The following is a 26,520-nucleotide window of genomic DNA, read 5'->3' on the forward strand; positions in this document are numbered from 1 at the left end:
CTGTTCTCCTCGATGCGGGGGATATTGACCCATATCGAGTAAGGCGAGGCTGCTTGCATTCGTGGTCCATTCCAAGGCTGATAGGATGGACGTCCGGCCCGGCTACGAACTGCGCATCAGACAATGATCTCCGACACCAGAACACCGCATGAAACCGAGCGGCCCGGCGACAGGATACTGGCCCGAACCGCCCCGCTGATATTCCTGGTTCTCTGGTCGTCGGGCTTCGGCTTCGCCAAGGTCGGGCTGGAGCACGCTGGGCCGATGACATTGCTGAGCCTGCGGTACGGCGCCGTGGTGACATTGCTGATCCCGGCATTCCTGATCCGCCGTCCCGCCTTGCCGCGCACCGCCCAAGCGTGGCTGCACATCATCATCGTGGGATTTCTCATCCAGTTCGTCTATTTCGGGCTTGGGCTGACCAGCATGTATCTCGGCGTGCCGGTCGGAACGGCGGCGGTGATCGCCTCGCTTCAGCCGATCGTCGTGTGCCTGGCGGCACCCGCCATCACCGGCGAACGGATCGGCGGCCTCAAATGGACCGGTATCCTGATCGGACTTTTCGGTGCGGTCGCCGTGATTGCCAGCCAATCGGGCGTGATAGCCGATGGCTATGTCGCGCTGCCGCTATGCTTCGGATCGATGCTGGCGATGGCAGCGGCGACGCTTTATCAAAAGCGCTTCGGTGCCGCCCATCACGTGATATCCGTCAACCTCGTGCAGTACACGGTTGGCTTTATCCTCACACTGCCTTTGTCCCTTATGCTGGAGAGCCAGGACGTTTCCTGGACCATGGAGTTTGCGGTCGCGCTCGCATATCTGGTCATCGCGAACTCGCTTGTCGCCATTTCCCTGCTTCTCTTCATGCTGAGGCGCGGTGAAACATCGCGCGTTTCATCGCTCTTTTTCCTTATCCCGCCAACCGCCGCACTCAGCGGTTGGCTGCTTCTTGGAGAAACGCTCGGCCCCCTTGCCGTCGCCGGAATGGCTATAGCGGTTGCCGGCGTTGCCTTGGTGCAGAGGTCCTGAAACCTTACGCGCTACAAAAGCATGCCGCCCGAGACTTCGATCCTCTGGGCATTCACCCACCGGTTATCTTCCGACAACAGTGACGCAATGGCGGGCCCGATGTCGTCGGGCTGGCCGACACGGCCAAGCGCGATCGTGCCGGCGATGAAGGCGTTCACTTCAGCATTGTCGCGAACCGTACCGCCGCCGAAATCGGTCTCGATGGCACCTGGAGCGATCGTATTGACGGCGATGCCGCGCGCGCCCAGCTCCTTGGCCTGATATCGGGTCAGAACCTCGATGGCGCCCTTCATCGCGGCATAGGCCGCGTAACCCGGCAGGGCAAACCGGGCCAGGCCGGACGACAGGTTCACGATGCGTCCGCCATCCGCGATGACCGGCAGGAGCTTCTGGGTGAGAAAGAACACGCCCTTCAGATGGATATTCATCAGGAGATCGAACTGGTCCTCCGTCGTCTCGGCGAAGGGCGCATTGATGCCGATACCGGCATTGTTGATCAGAAAGTCGAATGTGTCCCGCTGCCACTCCTGTTGAAGCGCGGCCTGTACGGCCACCACGAAATCAGGGAAGGACGGCGTCTTGCCGGTATCGAGCTGCAGCATCACGGCGCGGCGGCCTAAGTCCCGTATCGCCTTTGCCGTCTCTTCGGCCTCACCGCTTTTCGAGTTGTAGGTTCCGATCACGTCGACGCCGCGCCGGGCAAGCGACATAGCCGTGTTGCGGCCAAGGCCACGGCTGGCTCCGGTAACCAGGGCGATTTTCGGATGGGTGTCGGTCATGTTCGATCTCCTTGATCGTATTGGCATGGGCCTGAAACTAGCCCCTTCCGCGGTGCAGATAATTCTATATAATCCGGAGTCATCATTCGGGATTTTCGGATTATGGATCGATTGGACGCCATGCGCGTCTTCACCCGCATCGTGGAGCGACAGAGCTTCTCCCGAGCGGCCCAGGATCTCGGCCTGCCGGCGTCGACCGCCACGGATGCCGTCAAGCAGATCGAGCGGCGTCTGGGTGTCCGGCTTCTGGACCGGACAACGCGGCAGGTGCGCCCCACGCCCGACGGGGAAGCCTATTATCGCAGCTGCCTCAGCATCCTCGATAATGTCGAGGATGCCGAAAGCACCTTGAGCGGCGCCGAGCCGAAAGGGCTTCTGCGTGTAAACCTTCTGGGCAGTCAGGCACGAAGGATCATCCTTCCCGCCCTGCCGGATTTTTACGAGCGCTATCCGCAGATCGATCTGTATCTGGGCGAGGCCGATCATTTCGTGGATCTCCTGCGTGAAGGCGTCGATTGCGTGATCCGGTCGGGGCAGCCCGACAATAGTGAACTGGTCGGCCGCCAGATCGCCCTGCTGCACGAAATTACCGTGGCCTCACCTGCCTACCTGAAACGCCATGGAAGGCCCGAGAGCTGGGATGCGCTCGATGGTCATCAAATGATCGGGTATCATTCGTCCGCGCTCGGTGCGGCCATGCCGCTGGAATTCGTCGTCGAGGGCGAGATCAAAAGCGTTGCATTGCCAAGCCGGCTGACGGTCAGCGGCACCGATACGCTCCTTGCGGCGGCACTGGAGGGCCTCGGGATCATCCAGGTCCCGCGCTATGCCGTTGCACGGCACATCGAAACCGGCACGCTTGTCGAACTCCTGCCCCACACGCCGCCGACGGCAATGCCAATTCATATCTTCTATCACAGCAGGTGGCATCTAAGCCTGCGCGTCCGCACCTTCATCGACTGGGTCGTCGAGCTTTATCGCGACATCGATGAGCGGGAGTAAGCCCGCGACGAGCGCCTGAACGGCTTCATGCAAACAGATTGGTATCCGTTACCAAAGCCATGGATTTTGCAGCTTCGTCTGTGTCCAGATCGGCGAACCCCCCGCAACAGAAGCAGCCAAGGGCCGTGCCCTGCCCGTCATCCGCACGGAACGCCGACCGGGTGGCTTTTGCCTTCAAGCGCGGACCGATCGGCCCGGGAAGGCCGCCTTGCTGTTGTGAGGCGCTATAGACGGTGGTGCCTTCCTTGAAGGTCTCGACGACCTTGATACTGGGAATGTCGTCGACATCTGCAGTCACGGGATTGCGGTCGAGGATGACCAGATCGGCCAACTTGCCGATTTCGATGGAGCCCTTCCTGTCTTCCTCGCGATATTGCCATGCCGCCGCCGTCGTCACGGCCTTCAGGGCAGTCATGACGTCGACGCACTCGTTGGGGCCGACGATGACACCGCTCCGGGACTGTCTTGTCATCGCGGACCACACCATCAGCATGGGGTCGACCGGCGTAACCATGAAGTCGTTATGGTTGGAGCATCGGAGCCCTTTGGCGACAGCGCTCTTCATCGGGCTGATGAAAAATGCCCGGTCTTCGCCGAGATTTGCGATGTGAACGTCGCCCCAGAAATAGGTGTGTTCCGTGAAGAAGGATGGTGAGAGGCCTATGCGGGCATAGGCATCCAACTGATCGGGCCGCATGCACTGCGAATGGATCACCACATGGCGTCGGTCATCGCCGGCGCGCACGCCGGCGCCATCGGCGGATGCGATGACCATGTCGATGGCAGCATCGCCATTGGCATGGGACCATATCTGAATGTTCTTCTCGGTCAGGCTCTTGTAAAGCTTTGCGATCAGCTCGGGAGGGAAAACCGGTTGGCCCACCCACTCCTGTTCTCCAGCCGGCCCGCCGGTCAGCAGGGGCTTGGTCCAGTAGGCTGTCTTGCCTTGCGGCGACCCGTCGTTCACCAGCTTGATACCGCCGAGTTTCAGCCTGTTGTCGTAATAGCCGAACTCCTTTGAGGCATCCCCGATCGCGATCTTTCCGTCATTGTCGGTGCTCAGATAGCTGCGGAATATCTTGGGAACTTCCGCCGCGAAGGGCAGCGAAACCACGTCGATATACAGCCTCTTCTCACTGGCGGCCTTGCGCAGAAACGTCAGTTCCTCTGCATGGGTCGCGCCTTCCTGAGCGGTGGTCACGCCTTTGCTGGCATAGATCTGCTGGGCAGGCTGGAGAAGGTCCAGAAGTTCGGCTTCCGACGGCTGCGGCACCTGCGCGAATATCGGCAGGAAGGCGGTTTCCATCAACAGGCCCGCCGGCTCGTTGGAGCCGGGCAACCTTGCGATCAGGCCGCCCTCCGGTGTCGGGGTCTCGGCGGTTATGTCGAAGAGATCGAGTGCACTGGAATTGAGGACCGCGCCGTGATTGGACACGTGGATCGCCATAACCGGGTTGTCGGGGAAATGGGCATCCAGATCCATACGCGTCAGTTCGCGGCCTTCTTCCAGGCCGCTACTGTCGTAGCCATAGCCGATGACCCACTCGCCCTTCGGAATCTGACGCTGCGCCTGATTGTCCTGCAGGGCCTTGACGATGTCGGGTATGGCGCTGACGGGTCCGACAGGCGCCAGCGACAAATTTGCCCAGACGACGACGCGCGGCGCGTTCATGAAGTGTCCGTGCGCATCGATGAAGCCTGGAAGCAGTGCGTGGCCGTCGAGATCGATCAGGCGGGTTTGCGGACCGACCCAACGGTTCCGGACGTCCGATTGCGGACCCACGGCAACGATGACGCCATCCTTCACGGCGACAGCCTCTGCCGTCGGTGCGGCATCATTCATCGTCACGATCGGTCCGCCAAAGATGACGATGTCGGCGCCTTCAGCGGCGCGGGCCGAAAACGGATGGCCCCACGCCAGAGCACCGACAAGGGCCGATGCTCCACCTGCTACAACGTCACGCCTGGTTGCCATAGTCAGCTCTCGTTTCAGAAGGTCTATCAAGAGTAGAAACTGACGGGGTCAATCATCGTCAAGCTTACGATCGTTGTTGGCTGCGGGCGAGGATCCAGCGGTGGAACGCGCAGGCTATGGTCGACGCTGGATCGCCCTATCGGTACTTTTGAAGAAGCGCTTTTCCACGGGCGGACAGCCGATAGCCTATCGGCAGGCTTTCCGTCAGGCCGAGTTCCTTGAGTTGCCGGACCTTCCTGAACAGCATGACGCCTTCCATCAACCGGGCGGCGTCGACCCTACCAGGGAATAAGGCGGCGGACGAACAGGCGCGCGTTCCAGTCAGGTATCGAAAATGAGCGATTGGCTGACCATCGCTCCGGCCAGCGATCCATCTGCCACGGCCCGCGCGACCATCGAGGGGAAGGCCGCGACGTCTCCGGCTGCATAGACGCCCGGCACCGACGTCATCATTCGCTCGTCGACCTGTAGGATCGATCCGACCGGGGCCTCTCGCATGGCGCATCCCAACGCGGTCGCAAGTTGACCGCGCGGCTCGATAAAAGGCGCGATGTAAAGGGCATCGAGGGGAACGGACCGTGCCGGCGCCAGCTCAATATGGCTCAGCCCACCGTCGGCGCCATGCAGCGCTGTGACAGGCGCCGTTTCAACCAGGATTTCGAGCGCCGCGAGCGTGTCGATCCCTTCAACCTCGACGCCATTGGTGAACAGCGTCGTCGGACCCCAATTCGCGATCAGGCGCGCATGATGCAGGGAGGCCGGACCGGCATAGAGAACGCCCAGCCGGCGATCGGCATACTCGTAGCCATGGCAATAGGGGCAGTGGAGGACGCTTACGCCCCAGCGCTCGGCAAGACCCTCAATCGGCGGCAGGATGTCCCGCACGCCGCTGGCGAGGATAAGCCGACGTCCTTCGAGCACCTCGCCAGAGGCGAGCATGACGGAGAAGCCATCCCGTGCGCCTGTCGTGCCGACGGCCTCTCCATCGACAAGTTGGACCGTTTCGTACGGTTGCAACTGCGCGCGCGCCGTCGCCAGCATCGCGGCAGGTGTCGAGCCGTCATGGGTGAAAAACCCGTGCGATTGCGGCGAGAAGCGGTTGCGTGGCGTGCCGGTATCCAGAACGGCGACATCGTGCCGTCCCCGCGCCAGATAGATGGCTGCGGACAGGCCGGCAAAGCTGCCGCCGATGATGATTGCGTCATGCATGACGGATATCCGATCGTTTCATGCCGATTGCGACGAGCCGGGCATCGAAATCCTTCGACAGGGAAGCCAGGGTCACCGCTTCCATACGGGCGAGCAGGACGGCCTCCGCCTGTTGCCTGGCATCGTCAAGCTCGGCGTTGACGGCCTGCTCCACAAGGCAGGATGGATGATCGCTGCGATTGCCGAAGGCGAACAGCCGAGGCGCGCCGATGGCCTCATAGAGCATGCGCAACGTGACGTCCTCCGGGCGACGCGCCAGCGCCCAGCCGCCGCCCGGCCCTTTGGTCGAGCGCACGATCCCCGCTTCGCGCAGGCCGGCAAAGGTGCGGCGTGCAACCACCGGATTGCTCCCCATCGCCTTGGCCATCGCTTCGGACGTCATCGGCGTGGGAGCGTCGGCCATATGGAGAAGCAGGTGCAATACGCTGGACAGGCGAACATCACTGGACATGTAACTATGTGTGTTACACATTCAATGCGATGTCAATGGAGGCAAGCGCGGTCCCGAAGCGGCACGCCTTGGCGATGGACCTCGGTTCACCGCGCTGATCGTCAGCCGTCGGTGGATCGGGTCAGGTTCTCCCAGTCATCGATCTCACTCAGCATTGCCTGAAGCCGATGACGAACAAGACCAAGTGCATCGCTGCCCAGAAGCAGTTGCGGCGGGGGATTTTGCGACATCACGAGTGTTAGGACAGCCTCGGCAAGCTTTTCCGGATCTCCCGGTTGCGCGCCGTGTTTTTTCTGCCGCGCCTCGCGGATCGGATCGAAGAGACTATCGTACTCGCCGATCGAGCGCTCTGTGCGGACCATCGAACGCCCTGCCCAGTCGGTGCGGAAGGAGCCCGGGCAAAGCGCGGTTACATGGACGCCGAACGGTGCCATCTCGGCACGCATGACTTCGGATATGCCCTGCAGCGCAAACTTGCTGCCGCAGTAATAGGCGATCCCCGGCATGGTTATCAGGCCACCCATCGAGGTTACGTTGACGACGAACCCCGAACGCCTTTGTCGGAACCGCGGAAAAAACGCTTTGGCCACCGCGACGGCGCCGAAGACATTCACGTCGAACTGGCGCTGCATCTCCGACAATGGGGATTCTTCCAGCACCCCCTCGTGCCCGTAGCCGGCATTGTTGATCAGCACGTCGACCGGGCCGAAATCGGCTTCGGCCTGTAGAGCGATCCCTTCGATGCGGTCGAAATCTGTGATGTCGCATAAGACTGCGTGGGCTTTCGGAAGCCGCCCAAGCAGGGAGCGACGCGCCTCATCGGAACGAACGGTGCCGATGACCTTGTGTCCTGCCCGCAGCGCTGCTCCCGCAATGGCAAACCCGAAGCCCGAGTTGGCTCCGGTAATGAAGAAAGTTTTCGCTGTCATGATCGGGCCTTGCGTGTGCGTTTCAACGCATTGCAAAATAGTCTGGGCCTAACCCGCACAACAGCGCAGATACTCTATCAAAATTGAGCAATTCTATGAATTCCAGCGACCTTGCCTGGCAGGCATCCCGGCTGGCGCCGCAGCCTGGGTACAATCCAACGGCCTTGGGCGGCATGCGCATCCTGCGGTCCGAGACCGTTCTGGAGGATGTGCCTGTCCTGTATCGGCCAGGGGCAGTCTTTGTGCTGCAAGGCGCGAAGCAGGGCTATCTGGATGGGAAGGTCTATCGCTACGATGCCGACCATTATTTGGGGGTATCGGTTCCCGTGCCGTTCCGCATGGCATCGCAAGCCAGTGCCGAAAAGCCGCTGCTGGCGCTTTACCTCGAATTCGACCTGCACGTTGCTGCCGAGATTGCCATGACGCTCGAGGATGGCGGGCAAAGTGCCCGCGAGCAGGCGCGAAGCCTTGTCTCAAGCCCTTTATCTGCAGAGTTGCGAGATCTCTTGCGCAGAACGATGAGCACGCTTGCCGACCGGCAGGAATGCGCGATCCTTGGACCCGGCATTCTGCGGGAGCTGCACTACCGTGTCCTCGTGGGGCCTCAGGGCGGCGCTCTTCGGGCGGCCCTGCATCACCGGGGGCCGGCAGGCCGGATCGTGGACAGCCTCGCGCGCATTCGTGCATCGTTCAATGCGGGGATTTCCGTACCGGAACTGGCGGCGGAAGCTGGTATGAGCGTTCCCTCCTATCATGCCCATTTCAAGACGCTGACAGGCACGTCGCCGGTGCGCTACATCCGGGCGATGCGTCTTCACGAGGCGCGCGTGATGATCGCCTCCAACCAGGGCTCCATCGCCACGATCGCAGCCGAAGTCGGCTATGCGAGTGCCGCCCAGTTTGCCCGAGATTTTCGCAGCCATTTCGGACGAACCGCTACAGAGGAGGCCCGCTGGATGCGGGAGCATCTCGGATATCCAACGGGATGACGGAGCAGACTTTTCACTGACCCTGACGAGAATGAAGATGGGCGCCAGGCTAGGGCGAAGTCATATCCAGACGCGCTGCTCGCAGCTCGGCACAAGCATTGCCGCCTAATACGCAGGGAGCCCCCCTCGGCGGGGTTTTCTTTCGCCCGTACCATTCCGTATTTGATCTGCCCGTCCGGGTCGCCCATAATAGCCTTCGGGTAACGACGCCCAAGATCATCGTGATTGGTTTCCATGGCTACTGGCACTGTAAAATTCTTCAATATGGACAAAGGCTTCGGCTTTATTACCCCTGACAATGGTGGATCGGATATCTTCGTCCACATCTCGGCCGTACAGGATTCGGGACTCAATTCCTTGAGTGACGGCCAGAAGGTTTCTTACGACACCGAGGCCGACAAGCGCGGCAAGGGCGACAAGGCAGTGAACCTGAAGGCGCTCTAACGAGCCCTGGCTGTCTTGCATCTGACTCTGTCACGTCCCGGGGTTTTCTTTTGCCCGCCGGAACTGTAGTCAGGGCCTGGCCGACTGCGTGGAGTGTCCGCGTTGGCATCTAGAACCCGTCGGGGGAAACCTCGGCGGGTTTCGTTTGTGAAGGAGCGGCCGAACAGCGGTTGATCCACCCCTATCGAAGCCGTTTTAAGGCGCACAGCCGCGTTTTACCTTTGGCGATGCTGTTACTGTTCCGCGCGCCAAGTCTGTTTTCAGCCGAACTGACGCTCTCAAGCGCTGAGTTCGATCAGGCCTGTAATCCGCGCGTACCATTTTTCCGTATCGAAACCGAGCCATGATGGGTGCTGTGTTCTGGCGTACACAGCCGCCCAGCGCGACGGATGCTCTGCCTCGTGGTCAAGCACCATCGAATCGCCCGTTGACGGACTTCAACTGAAAACTTGTTCGCTGTTTCTTTCATATTGGCTCCACCTTCTTAGGAGTTGGAGCCTCCGGCAAACCCGGCGCGGCTCAAACCTGGAATGTGGGATCCTCACCCGAAGGCCGGACCTGTGGTGAGGCCAGGCTATTGCTGCCATCCGGCCGCAAGCATGCTCCAGTCAACATCGCGTTCCTCCTTACCGGTCCACACATCCCAGTAAGCCGGATCGTCGGACCTTGGTCGATGATCGTGGTTCAGTTCCCGCATCTCGACAAGAACCGGGATCGGCGCTGCCCATCCCAGGAGGATTGCATGCCTAGATGGAAGGCCGGGAAGCTCTTTCAGCAAGCCGCCGATGTTGTCGGGTACCAGCTTCGAGACCAGTTTCTGATCGGCATCATTGACGATGCGATGAAGTAGGAATGTGTTGCACTGGGCAAGCAGCGTTGGCGAAAGTTCTGACGGCCGCTGCGACGAGACTAGCAGGCCGAGTCCGAACTTCCGCCCCTCTCGGGAAATACGTTCGAAGATTTCCCGGCAAAGGTCGGCCGCATTCCAGCTCTCCCGGTCAGTTGCGCCAGCGCCCTTAACGAAGTTGTGAGCCTCCTCCAGCACGAGCACCGTCGGCAGTGACTGGCCAGTATCCCGGCGAAACCGTTGGAGAGCCTCGAAGACGACTCGAGCCAGCACGGAAACGATGATGTGCACTGTGTCCGAGGGCACGAGCGAAAGGTCGATTACAGCAATGTTGCCGTTTGCGGCGTTGTTTGCGCCGACATAGTCGTCCAGCCAGTCCTTGAATTCCGGAGGATTGGGGTCGTTCACGACACTTCCAAGGCGGCTATCCGCCAGCATGCCGCGGATCCTCAGTCCGAGGGTAGAAACGAAGTTCGCGACGTTTGCCGACTGTCGGGCAGCGAGTCCTTCCAGATGGCTCGCCAGACTGGATACGTCGAATACGAGTGGCGCATCCTCGTGCATGTGTTCGTCAGCCTGGGCAACGGGAAGGGACGCAAGCAATGCTTCGATAGAAGCGGCAAGTCCTTCCAGATCAGCGGCTGCGAAATCGGTCCAATACCTTCCTCGATCGAGCTTCTTTCGAATGAGAGCGTCGACCGTTGCCTGGACGTGTCCGACAGCGTCGTGATACGCAACGTCGATCTGACTAGGCCAGACCTCACAATCGGTAGACAATGTAGTAAGAATATCACCGAATTTTTTGTTACTTGGAAACCCAGTGTATTCTTGGCGGCCGCTTGCGAGCGCCGATCTTATGGAAGCGCGATACGATGAGGCCAGCCGCGCAACCTGTGCTTCCGGCGTGATATCTAGCTGCTTGCCGCTCTTAAGCTCTCTTAAGCCCTGCAGGAGCAACGGGCGCTGGACGGCTGGCTGGGCATGGGAAAGCGTGCTCCATTCCGCACCGTTCCAAAGCCATGCTGGCACCTTGAGTGCCTTTTCCTCTCCTTGAAGGGGAGGCACGCGGAAAACACGGACGCTGGCCGGGTCATCGGCGAACGCACGACTGTACTCGCCGTTGGGATCCAGGATGATGAACCGGGCGTTCGGCTTTCCTAGCTTGTCCGACTTTTCTCTTTCGGCGGCAGCCGCATCGATCGACCACCTGATCAGACCCGCCACCGAACAGGATTTCCCGCTTCCCGTGTTTCCCAGCACGGCTAGGTGGCGACCGAATATCTTGTCCGGATCCACCATGATGTCAGCATCCATCGCGAGTGGTGAGGATCCAATCACCACTCGACGATCCGTGTCACCAGCACCCACGATTGCTGCAACCTGATCCGGAGTAGGGATCAGGACCTGATCGCCCACTGATGGAAAAGCCAGTACGCCACGTGAAAGCTCATGCCGCGGCTTTCCCTCCCGTCCATTGCGAAGAAGCAGTGTGCCGATAGGAGAAACGTTCATCTTTCTTGTCGGGAATGGCAAATCCAGTAGGCCAAGCTCTCTCTGGCCACCGCGCGGCATTGGTGACTTCATCACACCGATCCAGGTCACATATGCGACAGTTGCGCCGACTTCGTTTGGAAGCAAGACGTAGCTGTTAATCCGTGGGAACGGAGTGGGGATCCCGGTATTCAACGCGATGGCCTGTGGGGCCTCTCCACCCAGTGACACAACGATCTCGGCGGGTGAGACAATCTCAACGGTACCGATGACAAGATCCGACAAGGCCTGGATTGGATAGCTCACTTCGCCGCCTCCTCAGGGGTCGTGACCGCAATTTCCATTGGGCGCTCCTTAAGAAGGGCGGTCATTCTGGCTGTGATGTAGTCGAGAGCTGGTTTCGGGAGGTAGTTCCGGGTCATCATCTGGAGGTCGCTGAAATGCGTCCCGACTAGCAGTGTCGTCTGCGCTTCGCGTGTCTTGGACAGAAAGGCTTCAAGTCTATCGCTCACAGATCGCGCAGCGACCACGACATGGGTAGACGGAATGGAGAGCATATCAAAGATCACGCGGTTTATGTGATCGTCGCCGAAGCCGTAGCCGTAGATGAAGAGAACAGCGTTCGGCCTGCATACGGAGGCCGCGAAATCCCGGAACAATTCGGCGTACGGATAGTGTGTCGTCTCGAAGTCCTTCGCAGGATTCGGGTAGATCATTACGGTGTCCACTGGTTCAGTGGGAATGCATGTATGGTCCCGTGGCGCACCAAACGGCAACCCAAACCGTGAAATCGTTCGACGCGCGTCGTCATAGATCCAGTCCAGCGAGCCGTGAAGCTTCGTGAGGCGCACGACGCCTTCCATAAACCGTGGCTCTCCGCGGATGCCCGGCGGGTTATAGTGATAGTCGACATCTAGGCGGGATGCCCGAAAGACCGGGTTCAACGCCCCCACGAAACGATCGATTATCCTTATCCCCGCGAGATCGCACCCGTGTTCGATCAAGCGGTCATAGTTGGTTGTAAAAATGTGTAGCCGCTCACGCGATGCCGTCCGGCTGGCGAAGCTGAGAAGGAAGGACTGGAGTGCGATCTCCATCTCAATCAAGTGCTTGCCGGCGGCCTTAGCAATGCCGATCTCCGTGTCGAGCAAGGATTCGAGAAAGACACGCATCTGGCTGTTGATGCGGTTTCGAAGATCGTTTCCGTCGTCAGGATCCGTAATTTCCTGGCCAGAAAGCACTGCCAGCGCGCTTCGAAACTGATCCTCGATGTTTGCGGATCCTCTGCCCATCTTCTTGGCCATCGTTTCCGCATGCTCGTTAATGTACTTCTCATATGCACCGCCGATTGAGATGGTACCCATGCCTGTCGCGGTGGATCCGGCGATCTTGCCCACGGCCGTCGTGAAGCCACTTCCAATCAGCAGGTTCAAATGTTCTGCTTGGAAGGTCGCTGAAAGCCAGGGCTCGATTTTCTTCCTATGCATGGCAATGAATTCCGCCATCGCCCTGTCGTCTGCTGGAACCTCATCACACGAATGAGAGGCGCTTCCAGCCCTGTAGTGATGCTTGCCAAGCCCTGCCATCCCGTCCTCCGAATCACTACCTTTAGTTTAGCGGCTGTGCGATATTCGTTGAAGCGAGATGGTGCCACCAAGTATCGGTGGTTTCATTGTCGAACGCGGAGAGGTCAAGCCCGAATAAATCATCGCTTGCCTCCAAGCCCTCAAGTTGCGCTCGAGCGGGTGGAAATACTGCTGTTCCAGGTCCATCGCGGCGATAAGCCTTAGAGCCCCATCCAGGCTGTCTATGTCCCGGTGCTTCTCCCCGATGCGACGCGCCATCTGCGGCGGGACACCATATTCATCCAACGCAAAGAGACCGCTATCGAGGAAGAGGTTTTCTGTCTTGGCCATGAAGAGAGAGTAGTTAGCTTTCGCAGGCACGCCGATTTTACTCAGCACGTCGTTGTAAACCGCGTTGATAGCGCTGAGTTGCCGTGGAAACGTGTAAATCACATAGGAGCGAATGAAGCGCAGGGCTGCCTGAACGGCAGCGCTCACGCTGTCTTCTTCGCGCCTGTGCAGAACCCGGTCTTCAATGAATTCTCTGATTGTTAAATTCGCGAGACTCGAAAGTCGCGCGGATAACTGCTGTCCATTGAAAATCTGGTAGGCCTTAAGAGATCGACCCTCATCAATGTAGTCGTAGATCAGCTCACAAGTTGCCGATAACTCCATGCCATTCGGCATGCCACGCCAATTGAGAAGTTCGCGATAGGTTATGTCGCTTCTGATTTGATCAGCGATGAAGCGTTGGGCATCGACTGAGATGTGCCGATTAGCTTTCAGCGTCTCCAGATCCAGTGAAGATTCGCTCACCGCTGAGTCGATACGATCCTGTGAACCATCACTCAAATCTGCTTCGGGAACCCGCCCGGCGAACACGCATTAGAGCTCGCTTCGGCGGGCCCTTTCTATTCCAGATCCGGCACCGGTGATGAAACGTCAGAAGGTTCGTCAACATAGGTGTCGAGCACTTGCTTCAGCACTTGGGCATCATAGACCATGTACCTCCGATCTCTGGCGTCTGTGATCATGCCGGCGAAACCCATGAACGCGTCGTTTTCGTTGGTCTTGGCTATGAAGAAAACCGGAGCGCCGCTCATTCCATCAGGGTCGATCGTCTGCTGATCAGCTCGCTCGTCTTGCACCATCGGAATGCGGTTTTCGATGTCCATAAGCTTCGGCTCGTCAACACGAAGATAGAGCTTCACCCATCGAGCGGTTGCAAGCCACTTGGTCGGGATGCCTTCTTCATCAAACACGAAGTCGCCATCCCGGGCAAACGTCGGGAAGCCTAGAGCGAAAGTGGCCTGGATCTGAACTCGGCTTGCGGTCTGAAGATTCACGCCCAGATCCAGATCCAAGAAGAATGGCCGCAGGTCTCGTCCATCGCGTTCATCTGCATATTCGGCGATGAACAGGTCCTCGAGGTTCTTGTGATCGGCGTGCTCCATCCTCACTCGGCTGATCCGATTTGGTGACAGCCCCAGGTTGCCCTCGACAACTACGGTGAAATTCTCTGGCTCAACGTTATGATTGGAGGTCCCGAGCTGATGACGGGTGCAAATGCCGAAATTCTTGCCACGGTATCGCACAAGAAAAGCTGTGCCGGGGGCACTTAGGTCGAATACGTCCTGCCCCTCATTTAGAAAAGAGCTGGAGTAACGAAGCGGCGCAGTCCATCTGGAACTTGTACGAAACCTATCCAAATATGATTGAGACGAACCGATAGCTTCATTCGTGCTCTAGTCCAGACATCCATGCCGCCTCCCTGACGCTTCACTGGCGCTCGAACAATGCCCCATCTGGCCGATGGCGCACCAGCCATGATCGGCCGAGTTTCAACTTAAGGTGGCGCGGCCTTTCGTGTATCCCGAAATAAGATCGGCCAGCGTTACATATAACGACTTAGCGCCCGTAGCTGTCTTCCGTGTTCTCGTCGCCGCGCTGCGGCGAGCGCAGAGGCGCTAGTCGCTCTTCTTCGTCCAGCGCTGGCGCTGCCATTCCCACATGACTTGCTCGTTCGACTGGACCCAGTCGGCAAGCTTTTCAACTTCCGCGATCGCGGTCATAAGCTTGTCCTCGTCGATTTCGATCTTGGGTCCGCTTCGCAGCGATAGTGGCTGTAAACCTTCATCCTCCTCTTCTTCGGCAGGCTCATACAGTCGGCTGACGAACAGCGGATTGGGATGCTTCTTCAGGGTCTTTCGATTGTGAGCGGTTTGAAAGATCACGAAGTCGGTGTTGTGCGCGAAGTTGTTGCGAGCCAGAACCACCTGTTCGATCAGGTCGAAGCGCACGGGACAGGATGCGTAGGCTTCGCCCATTACGTGCTCGATGATCTGCCTGTATCCCTCCACTGGACCTGCCTTAAAATGCGCCCTGCGGGCCTTGTCGTCTTTGAATTCGATGCAGAGATCGCGCTGCAGCTCTTCGAAATACCCCTTCAGCGTGTCCGCAAGAAGGGAGACGGCGAACAGGCCGACAAGCTCCCGAGCATGCTCAGCCTGCATGAACTCCTCGACGAACGCCGGCTCCGGGCTGTCGTAGTCGGGGTTGAACGGGGGCGGCTCCCAAGGGGGCACCTCGGCTTCGATTTCCTGCTGCATCTCATCGAACGGGAGCCGACACTTCGTGTAGAACAGGCGGATCAATGCCGTTCGCTCGCGCATGAAATACGATAGGTCCATCAGTGTTTGCCTTTCAGGAATATTTCCTGCTGGTGCAGAAGCCCGTCGATCTCCTCGAGATCCTAAATGATCTCGTCGACACTCTGCTTGCCTGAACGCTGCAAGAGTTCAGTTTCGCGACCGAGACGTTCGATGACCTTCCGAAGGGCGCTACGCGCTGAGAGCCGGGAATAGACTGTCATGGGAATAGCTCCCGCACCTCGATGAGCGGGCGCCGTTCTTCTGTGCCCCGCCGGAACTTAGCTGCGATCACCTCGTCGAGCGAGATCCGCCGCCGCAGGGCATCGAACACGTCCATGCCATTAATCAAGATGACGCGTCGGGCGTTGAAGGCCACTAGGCCCTGTTCGGTAAAGCCGGAAAGCGAGACGAACAGGCCACGCGTGCCCTCGAAACCATCACCCGCTTTCTCCTGGAATGAGCGTAGTGTGGCAGCATCGGTCTTCGCGTCGGTCCACTTAGCTTCGATCAGGTAGACGGAGCCGCGATGCTCGAAGTTGCCATCGATCTGCTCGCCGACGAGCTTGAACGATGCCCGGGCATCTAGCCCCCAGGCATCGAACCACTTCTTGAGGAAGCGCTCGAAGGCATAGCCGCGCGCTTGGGCGGCGTCGTTCATCGAAGTCAGTACCAGGAATTCCTGTTCGAGGGCCGCAAGTGCGCTCTCGTTCGGCCCCTTCTTCTCTGGAACCGCAGCGGCTGCCGGCTCCGGTTCGTCGAATACTGCGGGCAATGGCTTGCCACCCAATCTGGTCACCAACTCGTTCAATCGGGCACGGGCATGGGGCACAGTTTCGGCCTCTCCCTTTCCGAGCCTCTCGGATTCGCGGACGCTCCAAAGCGCCGTGAGCGCCTTCGTGACATAGGGCGCTGGAGCAATTTCAAGGAACGCACGCAGGCGTTTGCCCTTCGAGCCGCCGAAAGTCTCGAACCGAGGCTTGTAGATATCGACCCCTACATCGCGGACGAAAAAGGACTGGAATGGGTCATTGCTGAAGTTGAGGACCCAGCCGCTGTACATGCCAAACAGCGTATCAATGAGCATCATGTCCGCTGTCGTAAGTTCTGCCACCGACTCGCCTCGCCAATTCTTGTGACAGTCAAGATGGCCTGCGTCAGGTGATCTAGGCAATTGCGGAAACGATAGTATCTTCGTCCGCGCACATTTCCCCGCCACCGCGCTTTTTTCTCTCACAAAGGGGGCGCGGAAACTCACGGAAATCCTGAGGTTCTGCCCTGCCCGTGTGACCGAGACATGGCCAAGGCCACACTGAAAGAGCGCATCGTCCGATCGATCCGGCATCCTGCCGGTGGCGATACCGTGCGCCGCTTCTGGATGGGCCCGTTCGCTCGACGCAGCCCGTGCAGCGGAACGTCCGGGCAGGCACAGTCGACGTCGAAGCCCGCACTTTGACTGCTATCGTCGCGACCAATGCCACGCGGATCATGGACATCCGTGATGGCGACCTCGACGCCTGGATCACCGTCGAGGAACTCGTCCTGATCGAGGGCATGAACTTCGATCGCGTCGCCAGCGGCATGCAGTTCAGGGCGGCGTACCACCGCTCTGATCGCGGGTGTTACCCGCAACCCACCGCAACCCCTGAAATCATTTCGGGCCAAATTCATTATTAAATCAGGGCGCTGACGATGGATAGTCCGACGCCTCCATACCTCGACATGTATCGGAAGAGGCACAAGCGCTCGAAGACGTTCGTGTCCGGCACCTATCTCGGCGTGCCCATGATGATGCAGACGCAGCCTAGAGAGGTCATCCGCGTCGTCGGCGATCAGGAGGTCATCACGATGCAGACGATCGCGCTGATCGACTGGGCGGATCTCGCTGCGCCACCTGCGTATGGCGATGCGGTCGTCGTGGGGCCATCGTCGTACCGCGTGCGCACGTATCTTTTGCAGGGCGACGGCTTTGCCCGGATCGAGCTCGACAACGCCTAGCGGCTTGGCAAAAGGACAGGCGATCAAATAGGGTGCCCACGCAATACTGCCGGGGGCCAAATGCTAAAGTTCAGGTTGACGGATAAAGGTATCGATCTCGAATACAAGGCCGAGAACAATTTGCCCGGATGGGTGTGGCGAGAACTGCAAGAAAAGAGATCGATCGAGCTGTCGCAGGTTTTCTACTACGACAAGGACGACCTCATAAATCCACCAGCAGATGCTGACATAATCGACGATGACTACTGGTACCAGTTTCCGTTTGGTACCTTCGAGGACGAATACGTTCGTATATCGGGGCGCTTTCTAGGCATCGACAACGATGTCCTCCTGCCGAAGGATACCAAGTTCAAGCGGACGCTGTTCGCCGCAGAGCGCAACATCTCGATCTTCGGGCGGCTGGCTGGGTTGCTGGAGCATAAATATCCCATCGTCATCGGGGGCACTCGCCATGGCGCTATACCCATGGTCGTCTACGAAGAGCTGCTGGACAAGTTTCCCAACAGCTATGAAGTCGACAGATATGCCGGCGCTCGAGTTACCACGATCCTGTCACAATATCTCGACGGGATGAAGGACACACGCGGGCGATACGAGACCTATCTAAACAAGAAGATGGCTGGAACTGCCAGCATGAAGATTGACCTCGACGATTTGAAGAAGCTCGAGATCGAAAAGTACGTTCTGATCCGCGAGCTCATTAGGGACGCTCTGGAAAACAAGACAAATCTAACTGAGCAGGAGTGGCAGAAATATCTTCTGTCTTTTCTACTCCTGCTGTTTCCCAAGTACATCAAGGTGCTGGAGAACGTCACGATCAACGACTACTATTCTAGGACAGATGGTAAAAAGACCTCCAGGTACATCGACCTTGCGCTGCTAGACGCCAACGGAAATCTCGACGTCATCGAGCTGAAGCGGTCGTTTGAGAACAAGATCCTCCGCAAGGGCCAGTATCGGGACAACAGCATACCGACAGCAGAGTTGAGCGGCGCCGTCATGCAAGCCGAGAAGTATCTATTCCATCTTTCTAAGTGGGGCATCCAGGGCGAGCGGGAACTGACGAAGCGCTACGAAGCGGACATTCCTGCCGGCATGAAGATCCGCATCTCCAATCCGAAGGCGATCATCATTCTCGGTCGGGATCAAATGTTTGGTGCTGACATGGATGATGGACAGCGCCTCGACTTCGAGGTGATCAAGCGCAAGTACGCCAACATGATGGATATCATCACCTACGACGATCTGCTGCGCCGTCTCGACAACAGCATCGTTGCTCTCGGAGGCGAAACCGTTATCGCCAAAAAACCCTAGGGCCACATGCTGTCCTGGTACTGGCGCACGACGAGGAACTTCTCGAACGATCCGCGCGCCATGTAGATGTCGACGCCCGGATCGTCCACGGCTTCGACCATCTCGGGTCGCGTACCCTTGTACCGCGACCCCACGATCACCTCGCGCAGCTTCATGTTCTCTGAAAACGGCATGAAGTAGTGCATTTCGCCGTTGATCGGGACACCGTCGTTCAGGCCGATGTAGGCACGGTATTCTTGCTCATACGACCATCCCTCTGCCTTCGTCCTGATCAGGCGCTTGATATCCTCGGGCGTGATGTCGTCCAGTGTGTTGAGCCCCATGTCGGCCAGAGTAGGGCGTTTCTTCGTATACTCGACTTGATAGAAGGCCTGATCGGGGACGTCGAAGCCTAGAACTACGCCTTTGTGGCTTTCGGCGTAGTGGGCCCACATCAAGGGACTGTCCCAGTCCTTGCTCATGCAGATGACGCCATTCCCGACGTTCAGGTGCCGACGCATTTTGCGCAGCGCGAACCGCTCCTCTTTCGCCTCGAGCGCGACGCCGATGAACTCGAAATCGTCGTTGAGTTCCTCGATGCGCCCGATCCGGATCTTGCGCTCTTTGATCGACCGCATTCCGTACTCGGCACCCAAGAATCGATAGAGCCGCATTTCGTATCTCCCTCTGGCCGAATAGGTCTATCCGAACGCCGGGCCCGCCACCGCCCTTTTTTTCTCACAAAGCCCGCCCGCGTGATCCGCACGTAACGTGAGGACCACATGGCGCATTTCCGCAAGCAGCTCCGAGACGGCATCAAAGCACGGCTCGAAACCGTGCTTTGATGCCGTGCCGGTGTATTCGGGCCGGATCGTACCCTTCCTCGACACGGAGCTGCCGGCCGTCAACGTCTTGCCGATCGGCGATGCCGCTGCCGGCGAACGACAGAACGGCGACCGTCTCGAGCGCGAAACCGATGTCGCGGTGGCGGTTCTGGTCTCCGGGCGCCAGGACGCCGCCATGGATATTGCCAACGCCATCGCCGAGATCCTCGAGCAGGCGCTGACGCCCGCTGCCGACTGGAGCCTGCCCATGCGCCGGTGGCCGTATCTAGGCTGCGATGTCGCGCCCGATGCCAGTGCCGACGGCGCGATCATCGCTCTCACATATCGATATTCCGCGGACATGATTCATCCCGCGGGCAAACTAGGCGAGCCCCTCATCGCCGCACAGCAGAACAGGAGCTGTTCGATGAGCAATGACGTCGGACCGCGTGGTGCCGCTGTCGCTAAAGGGGATCGAACTCGATCACCACGTCTACTGCTTCGACAAACGCATCATCTCGGGCATCGAGATCGACGACGACGACCGCACGGTCGCGATCTGGGTGCTGCCGTACCACCCGCACGACATGCACGTGATGTCGCGCTGGAAGCCGAGCGTCCGCACGCCTATACGTCACCAATCCGGCGTTGCATGTCGCACTTTCCGGTTGATGCCCATGTAATCGATCTTTTCTGGCTGGGACTACGGAATGCTTCCGCCGCTATGTCTGGTTTCGAGAAATCGAAGGTGCAGCGTGAATGGCAGGACTAGGGCGGATAGCGGCCACTCTAAGCCCATACACGATGCCTACGATGGTAAGGAAATCGCCCAATCGACCGGACACGATTCGAACTTCTTAACCGCCAAAGACCGCCGTTTCTACGCTATTTCGCCCGCTGGCTATTCTTCACTCTTTACCGGAGTGTAGTTCCGGCAGTTATCAGCGGTGATAGAGGGTAATCGGCGGTATTTGGCGCACCCGACAGGATTCGAACCTGTGACCTCTGCCTTCGGAGGGCAGCACTCTATCCAGCTGAGCTACGGGTGCGTAGGGCCGGCGGAGATAGGCTTGCCAGCCAGCCGCACTCCTAACCCATCCCTCCGGCCACCACAAGAAGACAGAGCGGGAAATTTCCAGTCGCCAGCCGGCCAACCCCTAGCGCGAAAGGGGTAGAGGCTATGGCGTGGCGGCAACACCGCGATGTGAAATGTGGTGATTTCTTGTGAATAGACATAAAAAAGAGCCGTCGCGGACTGGAGGGGGATTGTCGCGACGGCTCTCTCTTTATAAGCGGATATCCCGAGAGGGGGATTGGGATCATCCGCTCCACGATTTCGGCTCTAAGCGGGGGACGAGCTTGAGGCCGAACCACGACGCCTGTGAACATCGCGTCGTTGGGAGTAAAATGCGCCTTCCCACCGGACGGTTCAAGACCGACCGATCACAGTTGCGTGATAATCCGTATTACGTTTTCGTAATGCGTTACGCGGACTCTCGAAAGCATTCGCTAAGATCCTGAAATCCTTGGCTTTATCGCACGTCAATCCCCGATCTTCGCCGACGGTTAAGAAGTCGTTTCACCAACGGCAGGATGCGCGGATGCTCTTGTTTGCGTTGAGCGGCCTGCGCTCTGGCCTGCCAGCATTTGCCAAACCCGCCCGATAGGATAAAGCCGGTGCCGTGCATGGACACGGAGCCTTGGTGCGAGGTACGAGCAGGGCATGAAAAAGGGCGATCACCTCTTCCTCGTCGATGGCTCGGCCTATATTTTCCGGGCCTACCACGCGCTTCCGCCGCTGACGCGCAAATCCGACGGAATGCCCGTCGGGGCCGTGTCCGGTTTCTGCAACATGCTCTGGAAGCTGGTGGAAGAAACCAAGGACACCTCGGTCGGGGTCGTGCCGTCGCACTTCGCGGTGATCTTCGACCACTCGTCCACAACGTTCCGCAATGCGCTCTACGATGGATACAAGGCCAACCGCCCTGCCCCACCGGAAGACCTCGTCCCGCAATTCGCCCTGATCCGCGAGGCGGTGCGCGCCTTCGACCTGCCCTGCGTCGAGAAGCAGGGTTTCGAGGCCGACGACCTGATCGCCACATACACGAAGAAGGCGCTGGACGCCGGCGGCGACGTCACCATCGTCTCGTCCGACAAGGATCTGATGCAACTCGTCGGACCCTGCGTCACCCTGTACGACCAGATGAAGGACAAGCGCCTCGGCCCGGCCGAGGTGTTCGAGAAGTTCGGCGTCTATCCCGACAAGATGATCGACCTTCAAGCCCTGGTGGGCGACACCTCGGATAACGTCCCCGGCGTGCCGGGCATCGGACCCAAGACGGCCGCGCAATTGCTGGAGGAGTTCGGCGATCTGGAGACGCTTCTGTCCCGCGCCGGTGAAATCAAGCAGGCCAAGCGCCGCGAAAACCTCACCGCTTTCGCCGACCAGGCACGGTTGTCGCGGCGCCTGGTGACGCTGGACGACAACACCCCGCTGGACGTGCCGCTTGAGGAGTTGGCCATCCGCGAGCCGGACGGCGAAAAGCTGATCGGCTATCTAAAGGCGATGGAGTTCACCACGCTGACCCGGCGCGTATCCGCGAAGTTGGGAACCGAAGCCGCGTCCGTGCCGGCCGCGGAGGTGGATGTAACGGCCCCGGCGCGTGGGCCCGACCTTGACCCCGGCGGCACGCCGGGCGGCGAGAAGAGCGACGCCCACCTGCCCCTGACGCCCGCCGCCTTCGCCGCCGGCCGCATGGCAGAGATGGCCGATACGCGCTTCGACCGAAGCGCCTACGTTACGATCCGCGACGTCGAAACGCTCGACCGCTGGATCGACCGTGCGCGCGAAACCGGCCTGCTTGCGTTCGACGTCGAGACGACGGCGCTCGACGCCATGAATGCCGACATTGTGGGCCTAGCCATCGCCGTCGCGCCTGGCGAAGCGGCCTACATTCCGCTGGCCCATGTGGCCGAGGGCGAAGGCGACCTTCTGGGCGGCGGCGATGCCGCATCCGGCCCCGGCATCCAGTTGGCCGAGGCACAGGCCCTCGCCCGTTTGACGCCGGTGTTGACCGACCCCGCGATCCTGAAGATCGGACAGAACTTCAAATACGATTACCTGGTGATGCTCCAGCGCGGCATCGCCATCCAGCCTTTCGACGATACGATGCTGATCTCCTATGCGCTGGATGCCTCGTCCTCGCTGGATGGGCACGGCATGGACGAACTGTCCGAGCGTTTCCTCGGCCATAAGCCGATCAGCTACAAGGATCTGTGCGGCAGCGGCAAGGGCGCCAAGGCCATTGCCGCCTGCACGGTCGAGAAGGTCACCGAGTACGCCGCCGAAGATGCAGACGTGACGCTGCGCCTGTGGGAGGTGTTGAAGCCGCGCCTCGTCGCCGACGGGCTGGTGCATGTCTATGAGCGGCTCGAGCGGCCGCTGGTGCCTGTTCTGGCGCGGATGGAACAACGCGGCATCAAGGTGAACCGGCAGATCCTGTCGCGCCTGTCCGGGCGGTTCGCGCAGAAGGCCGCCGCGCTGGAGGCAGACATCCATGCCCTGGCCGGCGAAAGCTTCAACCCCGGATCGCCCAAGCAGCTCGGCGAAATCCTGTTCGGCAAGCTCGGCCTGCCGGGCGGCAAGAAGACGCGCACGGGGCAATGGTCCACCGATGCCCGCACCCTGGAAGACCTGGCCGCGGAAGGCCACGAGCTGCCCCGCCACATCGTGGACTGGCGGCAGATCACCAAGCTGAAGGGCACCTATACCGACGCGCTGCCGCTGCACATGGATGCGGCCGGGCGCATCCACACGTCCTATTCCATGGCATCCACCACCACCGGGCGGCTTTCGTCGTCCGAGCCGAACCTGCAGAACATTCCGGTGCGCACCGAAGAAGGACGTGCGATCCGCACCGCCTTCGTGGCTGGGGGCGGCACAAGCCTCGTCTCGGCCGACTACAGCCAGATCGAGCTGCGTATCCTGGCGCACATGGCCGATATTCCGCAGCTTGCGCAGGCCTTCCGCGACGGCATCGACATCCATGCCATGACGGCCTCGGAAATGTTCGGCGTACCGGTAGAGGGCATGGAGCCCTCGGTGCGCCGCCGCGCCAAGGCCATCAATTTCGGCATCATCTATGGCATCTCGGCCTTCGGCCTTGCGGCGCAGCTTTCCATTCCGCGGGAAGAGGCCGGGCTGTACATCCGCCGCTACTTCGAGCGGTTCCCCGGCATCCGGGATTATATGGACGCCACCAAGGCGCGCGCGAAGGCCGATGGCTACGTGGAAACGCTGTTCGGCCGTCGGGCGCACTATCCGGACATCCGCCATGCCAACCCGTCGGTCCGCGCCTTCAACGAGCGCGCGGCCATCAATGCCCCCATCCAGGGCACGGCGGCCGACATCATTCGCCGCGCCATGATCCGCATGGAAGGTGAACTCGCCGCCGCGGGGCTGTCGGCGCGCATGCTGCTGCAGGTTCATGACGAACTCGTCTTCGAGGTTCCGGACGACGAGGTGGACGAGACCATCCCGCTGGTTCGCCGCGTCATGGAAAATGCCGCCGACCCTGTCGTGACACTATCGGTGCCCCTTGTCGTGGACGCGAGGGCCGCCGCCAATTGGGAAGAAGCCCATTGACCGCCAAACTGCCCGCAGACGACCGGCTGATCGTCGGCCTGGACCTGCCCGACCGTGCCGCCGCCGAGGCCATGGTGGAGCGGCTGGGCGATACGGTTTCCTTCTACAAGATCGGCTTCCAGCTTGCGCTGGCCGGCGGCCTGCCGCTGGCGCAGGACCTGTCGCGTGCCGGCAAGAAGATCTTCCTGGACATGAAGCTTCTCGACATCGAGAACACGGTGGAGAAAGGCGTCGAAAGCGCCATCGGGCTGGGCGTCGCCATGCTGACGGTGCACGCCTATCCGCAGGTGATGCGCGCTGCCGCCCGCGCTGCGCAGGGCTCCGGCCTGACGGTGCTGGGCGTCACGGTGCTGACCTCCATGAACCAGTCCGACCTGGACGAGGCGGGATATGCCACCCCCCTGCCCGATCTGGTGGCGCGCCGCGCCGCGCAGGCGGCCGAGGCCGGCATCGGCGGCATCGTCGCCTCGGCGGCCGAGGCCGCCGCGATCCGTGCCATCGTCGGCCCGGGGATGGCCATCGTGACGCCCGGCATCCGACCGTCTTTCGCACAAGCCGACGACCAGAAGCGGATCGTCACGCCGGCCGACGCGTTGAAGGCAGGGGCATCGCATCTGGTGGTTGCCCGTCCGGTGATCCGGGCGGCAGACCCGGCCCACGCCGCAGAAACCATCAAGGCCGAAATGGCCGCCGCCTGAAGGGAGCAAGACACATGACCAAGGCCTACTGGATCGCCCGCGTGGATGTGACGGACCCGGAACGCTACCAGGATTACGTCGCCACCGCGGCTCCGGCCATGCAGAGGCATGGGGCGCGCTTCCTGGCGCGGGGCGGCCCTTTCCATGAGCTGGAAGGCACGGCACGCACGCGAAACGTGGTCATCGAGTTTGCCAGCATGGAAGACGCGCTCGCCTGCTACAACAGCGCCGAGTACCAGGAGGCCAAGGCGATACGACAGGAAGTGTCGGAGGCCGAACTTCTGATCGTCGAGGGATACGAAATTCCCGCCCCGTCAAAGGGATAGGAGCGGCGTCCACCATACCGGGGCGTTGACGCGCGGCCACTTGCGGCTCATTTTGCAGTGGCGAGATCACGGCGAGGTAATGGCTTTGTACCAGCTTTACGAGTGGAACCATGCGATGCTGGCGCCCTTCCGGGCGGTAGCCGACGCAACCAAGGCCTTTTACGAAAACCCGCTCAACCCCGTGTCCCGCACGAGCATGGGGCGCACCGCCGCCGCCATGGCGGAACTGTTCGAGCGCTCCACGCGCATCTACGCCAAGCCCGAGTTCGGCCTTGACGAGACCTTCGTCGACGGACGGCGCGTCCCCGTGGTGGACAAACCCGTCTGGGAGCGGCCCTTCGCCCGGCTGCTGCATTTCGAGCGCGATCTACCGGGCGACCGCAAAGCCGATCCGCGCATTCTGGTCGTGGCGCCGATGTCGGGCCATTACGCAACGTTGCTGCGCGGCACAGTGGAAGCGATGCTTCCCTATGCCGATGTGTACATCACCGACTGGGAAGACGCCCGCAAGGTGCCCCTGTCGGCCGGCGCGTTCAGCCTGGACGATTATGTCGACTACGTCGTTGAGATGCTGCGCTTTCTGGGCCCCGATACCCATGTCGTGGCCGTCTGCCAGCCCGCCGTGCCGGTGTTGATGGCCGTTGCCCGCATGTCGGAATGGGACGACCCTGCCACCCCGGCCTCGATGACGCTGATGGGCGGGCCGATCGACACCCGCGTCAACCCCACGGCCGTCAATCGCCTGGCCCAGGAAAACGGCATCGACTGGTTCCGCAACAATGTCATCATGAAAGTGCCGTTTCCGCAGCCGGGCTTCATGCGGGAGGTCTATCCGGGCTTCCTGCAATTGTCGGGCTTCATGTCGATGAACCTGGACCGGCATCTGATCGCCCACAAGGACTTCTTCTGGCATCTGGTGAAGGACGATGGCGACGGCGCCGACAAGCACCGCGCCTTCTATGACGAGTACCTGGCCGTGATGGACCTGACGGCGGAATTCTATCTCCAGACGGTGGAAGAGGTCTTCATCCGCCACTCGCTGCCGAAGGGCGAAATCCTGCACCACGGCGAGCGGGTCGACCTGAAGGCCATCCGCAAGACGGCGCTGATGACCGTCGAGGGCGAGAACGACGATATCTCCGGCGTCGGCCAGACCGAAGCGGCGCACACGCTGTGCGCCAACATTCCGGACGACATGCGTGTCCATTGGCTGCAACCCAAAGTGGGTCACTACGGCGTCTTCAACGGATCGCGGTTCCGCGCGGAAATCTGCCCCCGCATCATCGATTTCGCGTTGACGCATGGCCAGGCCGGCAAGGCCGCACGACAGCGGCGGGCAGAAAGCCAGGCTGCGGCGCCTGCGAAGGCGACGGCGGTA

General features: G+C 60.2%; 25 protein-coding genes and 1 tRNA gene. 13 read left to right on the plus strand and 13 right to left on the minus strand.

The annotated features are described in order from the left end of the window. The first annotated feature begins 123 nt into the window (after window positions 1-123). Window positions 124-1,029 (plus strand): DMT family transporter, encoded by a 906-nt coding sequence (locus tag AUL31_RS18545; RefSeq protein WP_060610096.1) that lies wholly within the window; start codon window positions 124-126, stop codon window positions 1,027-1,029. An 11-nt stretch (window positions 1,030-1,040) separates the two neighbouring features. Here AUL31_RS18545 and AUL31_RS18550 read toward each other — a convergent pair whose 3' ends face one another. After that, on the minus strand, window positions 1,041-1,808 hold the full coding sequence (locus AUL31_RS18550; RefSeq protein ID WP_060610099.1) for an SDR family NAD(P)-dependent oxidoreductase: 768 nt from the start codon (window positions 1,806-1,808) through the stop codon (window positions 1,041-1,043). Window positions 1,809-1,910: 102 nt separating this feature from the next. Here AUL31_RS18550 and AUL31_RS18555 point away from each other — a divergent pair, with 102 nt between their 5' ends. Further along, window positions 1,911-2,810: a LysR family transcriptional regulator gene (locus AUL31_RS18555; RefSeq protein WP_060610102.1), complete on the plus strand. Its 900-nt coding sequence runs from the start codon at window positions 1,911-1,913 to the stop codon at window positions 2,808-2,810. A 25-nt stretch (window positions 2,811-2,835) separates the two neighbouring features. Here AUL31_RS18555 and AUL31_RS18560 read toward each other — a convergent pair whose 3' ends face one another. Next, window positions 2,836-4,785 (minus strand): amidohydrolase, encoded by a 1,950-nt coding sequence (locus tag AUL31_RS18560; RefSeq protein ID WP_073469480.1) that lies wholly within the window; start codon window positions 4,783-4,785, stop codon window positions 2,836-2,838. Window positions 4,786-4,885: 100 nt separating this feature from the next. Between AUL31_RS18560 and AUL31_RS20430 the strand changes: the two genes are divergently transcribed. After that, entirely contained in the window at window positions 4,886-5,077 is a 192-nt protein-coding gene (locus AUL31_RS20430) for a hypothetical protein (protein ID WP_156417302.1), read from the plus strand. A gap of 29 nt (window positions 5,078-5,106) precedes the next feature. Here AUL31_RS20430 and AUL31_RS18565 read toward each other — a convergent pair whose 3' ends face one another. The 3 genes from AUL31_RS18565 to AUL31_RS18575 form a co-directional block, all read right to left on the minus strand. Then, window positions 5,107-5,994 (minus strand): NAD(P)/FAD-dependent oxidoreductase, encoded by an 888-nt coding sequence (locus AUL31_RS18565; protein ID WP_060610106.1) that lies wholly within the window; start codon window positions 5,992-5,994, stop codon window positions 5,107-5,109. Then, the gene (locus AUL31_RS18570) at window positions 5,987-6,445 is read right to left on the minus strand and encodes an Rrf2 family transcriptional regulator (protein ID WP_060610110.1); all 459 of its coding nucleotides are present in this window, start codon (window positions 6,443-6,445) and stop codon (window positions 5,987-5,989) included. The genes AUL31_RS18565 and AUL31_RS18570 overlap by 8 nt, the downstream gene beginning before the upstream one ends. 101 nt (window positions 6,446-6,546) lie before the next feature. Then, window positions 6,547-7,374: an oxidoreductase gene (locus tag AUL31_RS18575; protein WP_060610113.1), complete on the minus strand. Its 828-nt coding sequence runs from the start codon at window positions 7,372-7,374 to the stop codon at window positions 6,547-6,549. 95 nt (window positions 7,375-7,469) lie between these two features. On the opposite strand from AUL31_RS18575, the gene AUL31_RS18580 reads away from it, so the two are divergent. Both AUL31_RS18580 and AUL31_RS18585 read left to right on the plus strand, forming a co-directional pair. Continuing rightward, complete coding sequence (locus AUL31_RS18580; RefSeq protein ID WP_060610115.1) at window positions 7,470-8,363, plus strand: AraC family transcriptional regulator; 894 nt, start codon at window positions 7,470-7,472, stop codon at window positions 8,361-8,363. A gap of 234 nt (window positions 8,364-8,597) precedes the next feature. After that, window positions 8,598-8,807 (plus strand): cold-shock protein, encoded by a 210-nt coding sequence (locus tag AUL31_RS18585; protein ID WP_060610118.1) that lies wholly within the window; start codon window positions 8,598-8,600, stop codon window positions 8,805-8,807. Between the two features lie 574 nt (window positions 8,808-9,381). On the opposite strand, the gene AUL31_RS18590 is transcribed toward AUL31_RS18585, so the two are convergent. From AUL31_RS18590 to AUL31_RS18615, 6 genes are all read right to left on the minus strand, one after another. After that, window positions 9,382-11,451 carry an ATP-binding protein gene (locus AUL31_RS18590; protein WP_060610121.1) on the minus strand — a complete coding sequence of 690 codons (2,070 nt, stop codon included), beginning with the start codon at window positions 11,449-11,451 and terminating at the stop codon, window positions 9,382-9,384. Further along, the gene (locus AUL31_RS18595; RefSeq protein ID WP_060610124.1) at window positions 11,448-12,731 is read right to left on the minus strand and encodes an SIR2 family protein; all 1,284 of its coding nucleotides are present in this window, start codon (window positions 12,729-12,731) and stop codon (window positions 11,448-11,450) included. Before AUL31_RS18595 ends, AUL31_RS18590 begins: the two co-directional genes overlap by 4 nt. Before the next feature lie 27 nt (window positions 12,732-12,758). Continuing rightward, on the minus strand, window positions 12,759-13,592 hold the full coding sequence (locus AUL31_RS18600) for a hypothetical protein (RefSeq protein ID WP_060610128.1): 834 nt from the start codon (window positions 13,590-13,592) through the stop codon (window positions 12,759-12,761). A gap of 29 nt (window positions 13,593-13,621) precedes the next feature. Further along, a complete protein-coding gene (locus AUL31_RS18605; protein WP_060610131.1) occupies window positions 13,622-14,164 on the minus strand; it encodes a hypothetical protein in 543 nt (180 codons plus the stop codon). Window positions 14,165-14,677: 513 nt separating this feature from the next. Further along, window positions 14,678-15,382 (minus strand): hypothetical protein, encoded by a 705-nt coding sequence (locus AUL31_RS18610; RefSeq protein WP_143190301.1) that lies wholly within the window; start codon window positions 15,380-15,382, stop codon window positions 14,678-14,680. 196 nt (window positions 15,383-15,578) lie between these two features. Next, complete coding sequence (locus AUL31_RS18615; protein ID WP_060610136.1) at window positions 15,579-16,448, minus strand: restriction endonuclease; 870 nt, start codon at window positions 16,446-16,448, stop codon at window positions 15,579-15,581. Window positions 16,449-16,762: 314 nt separating this feature from the next. On the opposite strand from AUL31_RS18615, the gene AUL31_RS18620 reads away from it, so the two are divergent. The 3 genes from AUL31_RS18620 to AUL31_RS18630 all read left to right on the plus strand — a co-directional run bounded on the left by AUL31_RS18620 (window position 16,763) and on the right by AUL31_RS18630 (window position 18,670). After that, window positions 16,763-17,035, plus strand: coding sequence for a hypothetical protein (locus AUL31_RS18620; protein WP_060610140.1), 273 nt, complete (start codon window positions 16,763-16,765; stop codon window positions 17,033-17,035). Between the two features lie 81 nt (window positions 17,036-17,116). Then, window positions 17,117-17,356 (plus strand): hypothetical protein, encoded by a 240-nt coding sequence (locus tag AUL31_RS18625; RefSeq protein WP_143190303.1) that lies wholly within the window; start codon window positions 17,117-17,119, stop codon window positions 17,354-17,356. A gap of 60 nt (window positions 17,357-17,416) precedes the next feature. Next, entirely contained in the window at window positions 17,417-18,670 is a 1,254-nt protein-coding gene (locus AUL31_RS18630; protein WP_060610146.1) for a Shedu immune nuclease family protein, read from the plus strand. On the opposite strand, the gene AUL31_RS18635 is transcribed toward AUL31_RS18630, so the two are convergent. After that, window positions 18,667-19,323, minus strand: coding sequence for a DUF2971 domain-containing protein (locus AUL31_RS18635; protein WP_060610148.1), 657 nt, complete (start codon window positions 19,321-19,323; stop codon window positions 18,667-18,669). The two genes, AUL31_RS18630 and AUL31_RS18635, sit on opposite strands and share 4 nt — an antisense overlap. A gap of 97 nt (window positions 19,324-19,420) precedes the next feature. Between AUL31_RS18635 and AUL31_RS20560 the strand changes: the two genes are divergently transcribed. Beyond that, on the plus strand, window positions 19,421-20,245 hold the full coding sequence (locus AUL31_RS20560) for a hypothetical protein (RefSeq protein WP_159439816.1): 825 nt from the start codon (window positions 19,421-19,423) through the stop codon (window positions 20,243-20,245). Window positions 20,246-20,445: 200 nt separating this feature from the next. Here the strand turns inward: AUL31_RS20560 and AUL31_RS18650 are convergent. Beyond that, a tRNA-Arg gene (locus AUL31_RS18650) sits at window positions 20,446-20,522 on the minus strand. 674 nt (window positions 20,523-21,196) lie between these two features. Here AUL31_RS18650 and polA point away from each other — a divergent pair. The 4 genes from polA to AUL31_RS18670 form a co-directional block, all read left to right on the plus strand. Further along, window positions 21,197-24,118, plus strand: coding sequence for a DNA polymerase I (gene polA / locus AUL31_RS18655; protein ID WP_060610158.1), 2,922 nt, complete (start codon window positions 21,197-21,199; stop codon window positions 24,116-24,118). Window positions 24,119-24,126: 8 nt separating this feature from the next. Then, window positions 24,127-24,816, plus strand: coding sequence for an orotidine-5'-phosphate decarboxylase (gene pyrF / locus AUL31_RS18660; RefSeq protein ID WP_060610230.1), 690 nt, complete (start codon window positions 24,127-24,129; stop codon window positions 24,814-24,816). Between the two features lie 14 nt (window positions 24,817-24,830). After that, the gene (locus AUL31_RS18665) at window positions 24,831-25,142 is read left to right on the plus strand and encodes a DUF1330 domain-containing protein (protein WP_060610161.1); all 312 of its coding nucleotides are present in this window, start codon (window positions 24,831-24,833) and stop codon (window positions 25,140-25,142) included. Window positions 25,143-25,221: 79 nt separating this feature from the next. After that, on the plus strand, window positions 25,222-26,520 hold a 1,299-nt coding region (locus AUL31_RS18670), incomplete at its 3' end, for a polyhydroxyalkanoate depolymerase (protein ID WP_060610234.1).

Origin of the sequence: Aureimonas altamirensis, from assembly GCF_001463885.1 — a bacterium.
GTDB classification, from domain to species: domain Bacteria; phylum Pseudomonadota; class Alphaproteobacteria; order Rhizobiales; family Rhizobiaceae; genus Aureimonas; species Aureimonas altamirensis.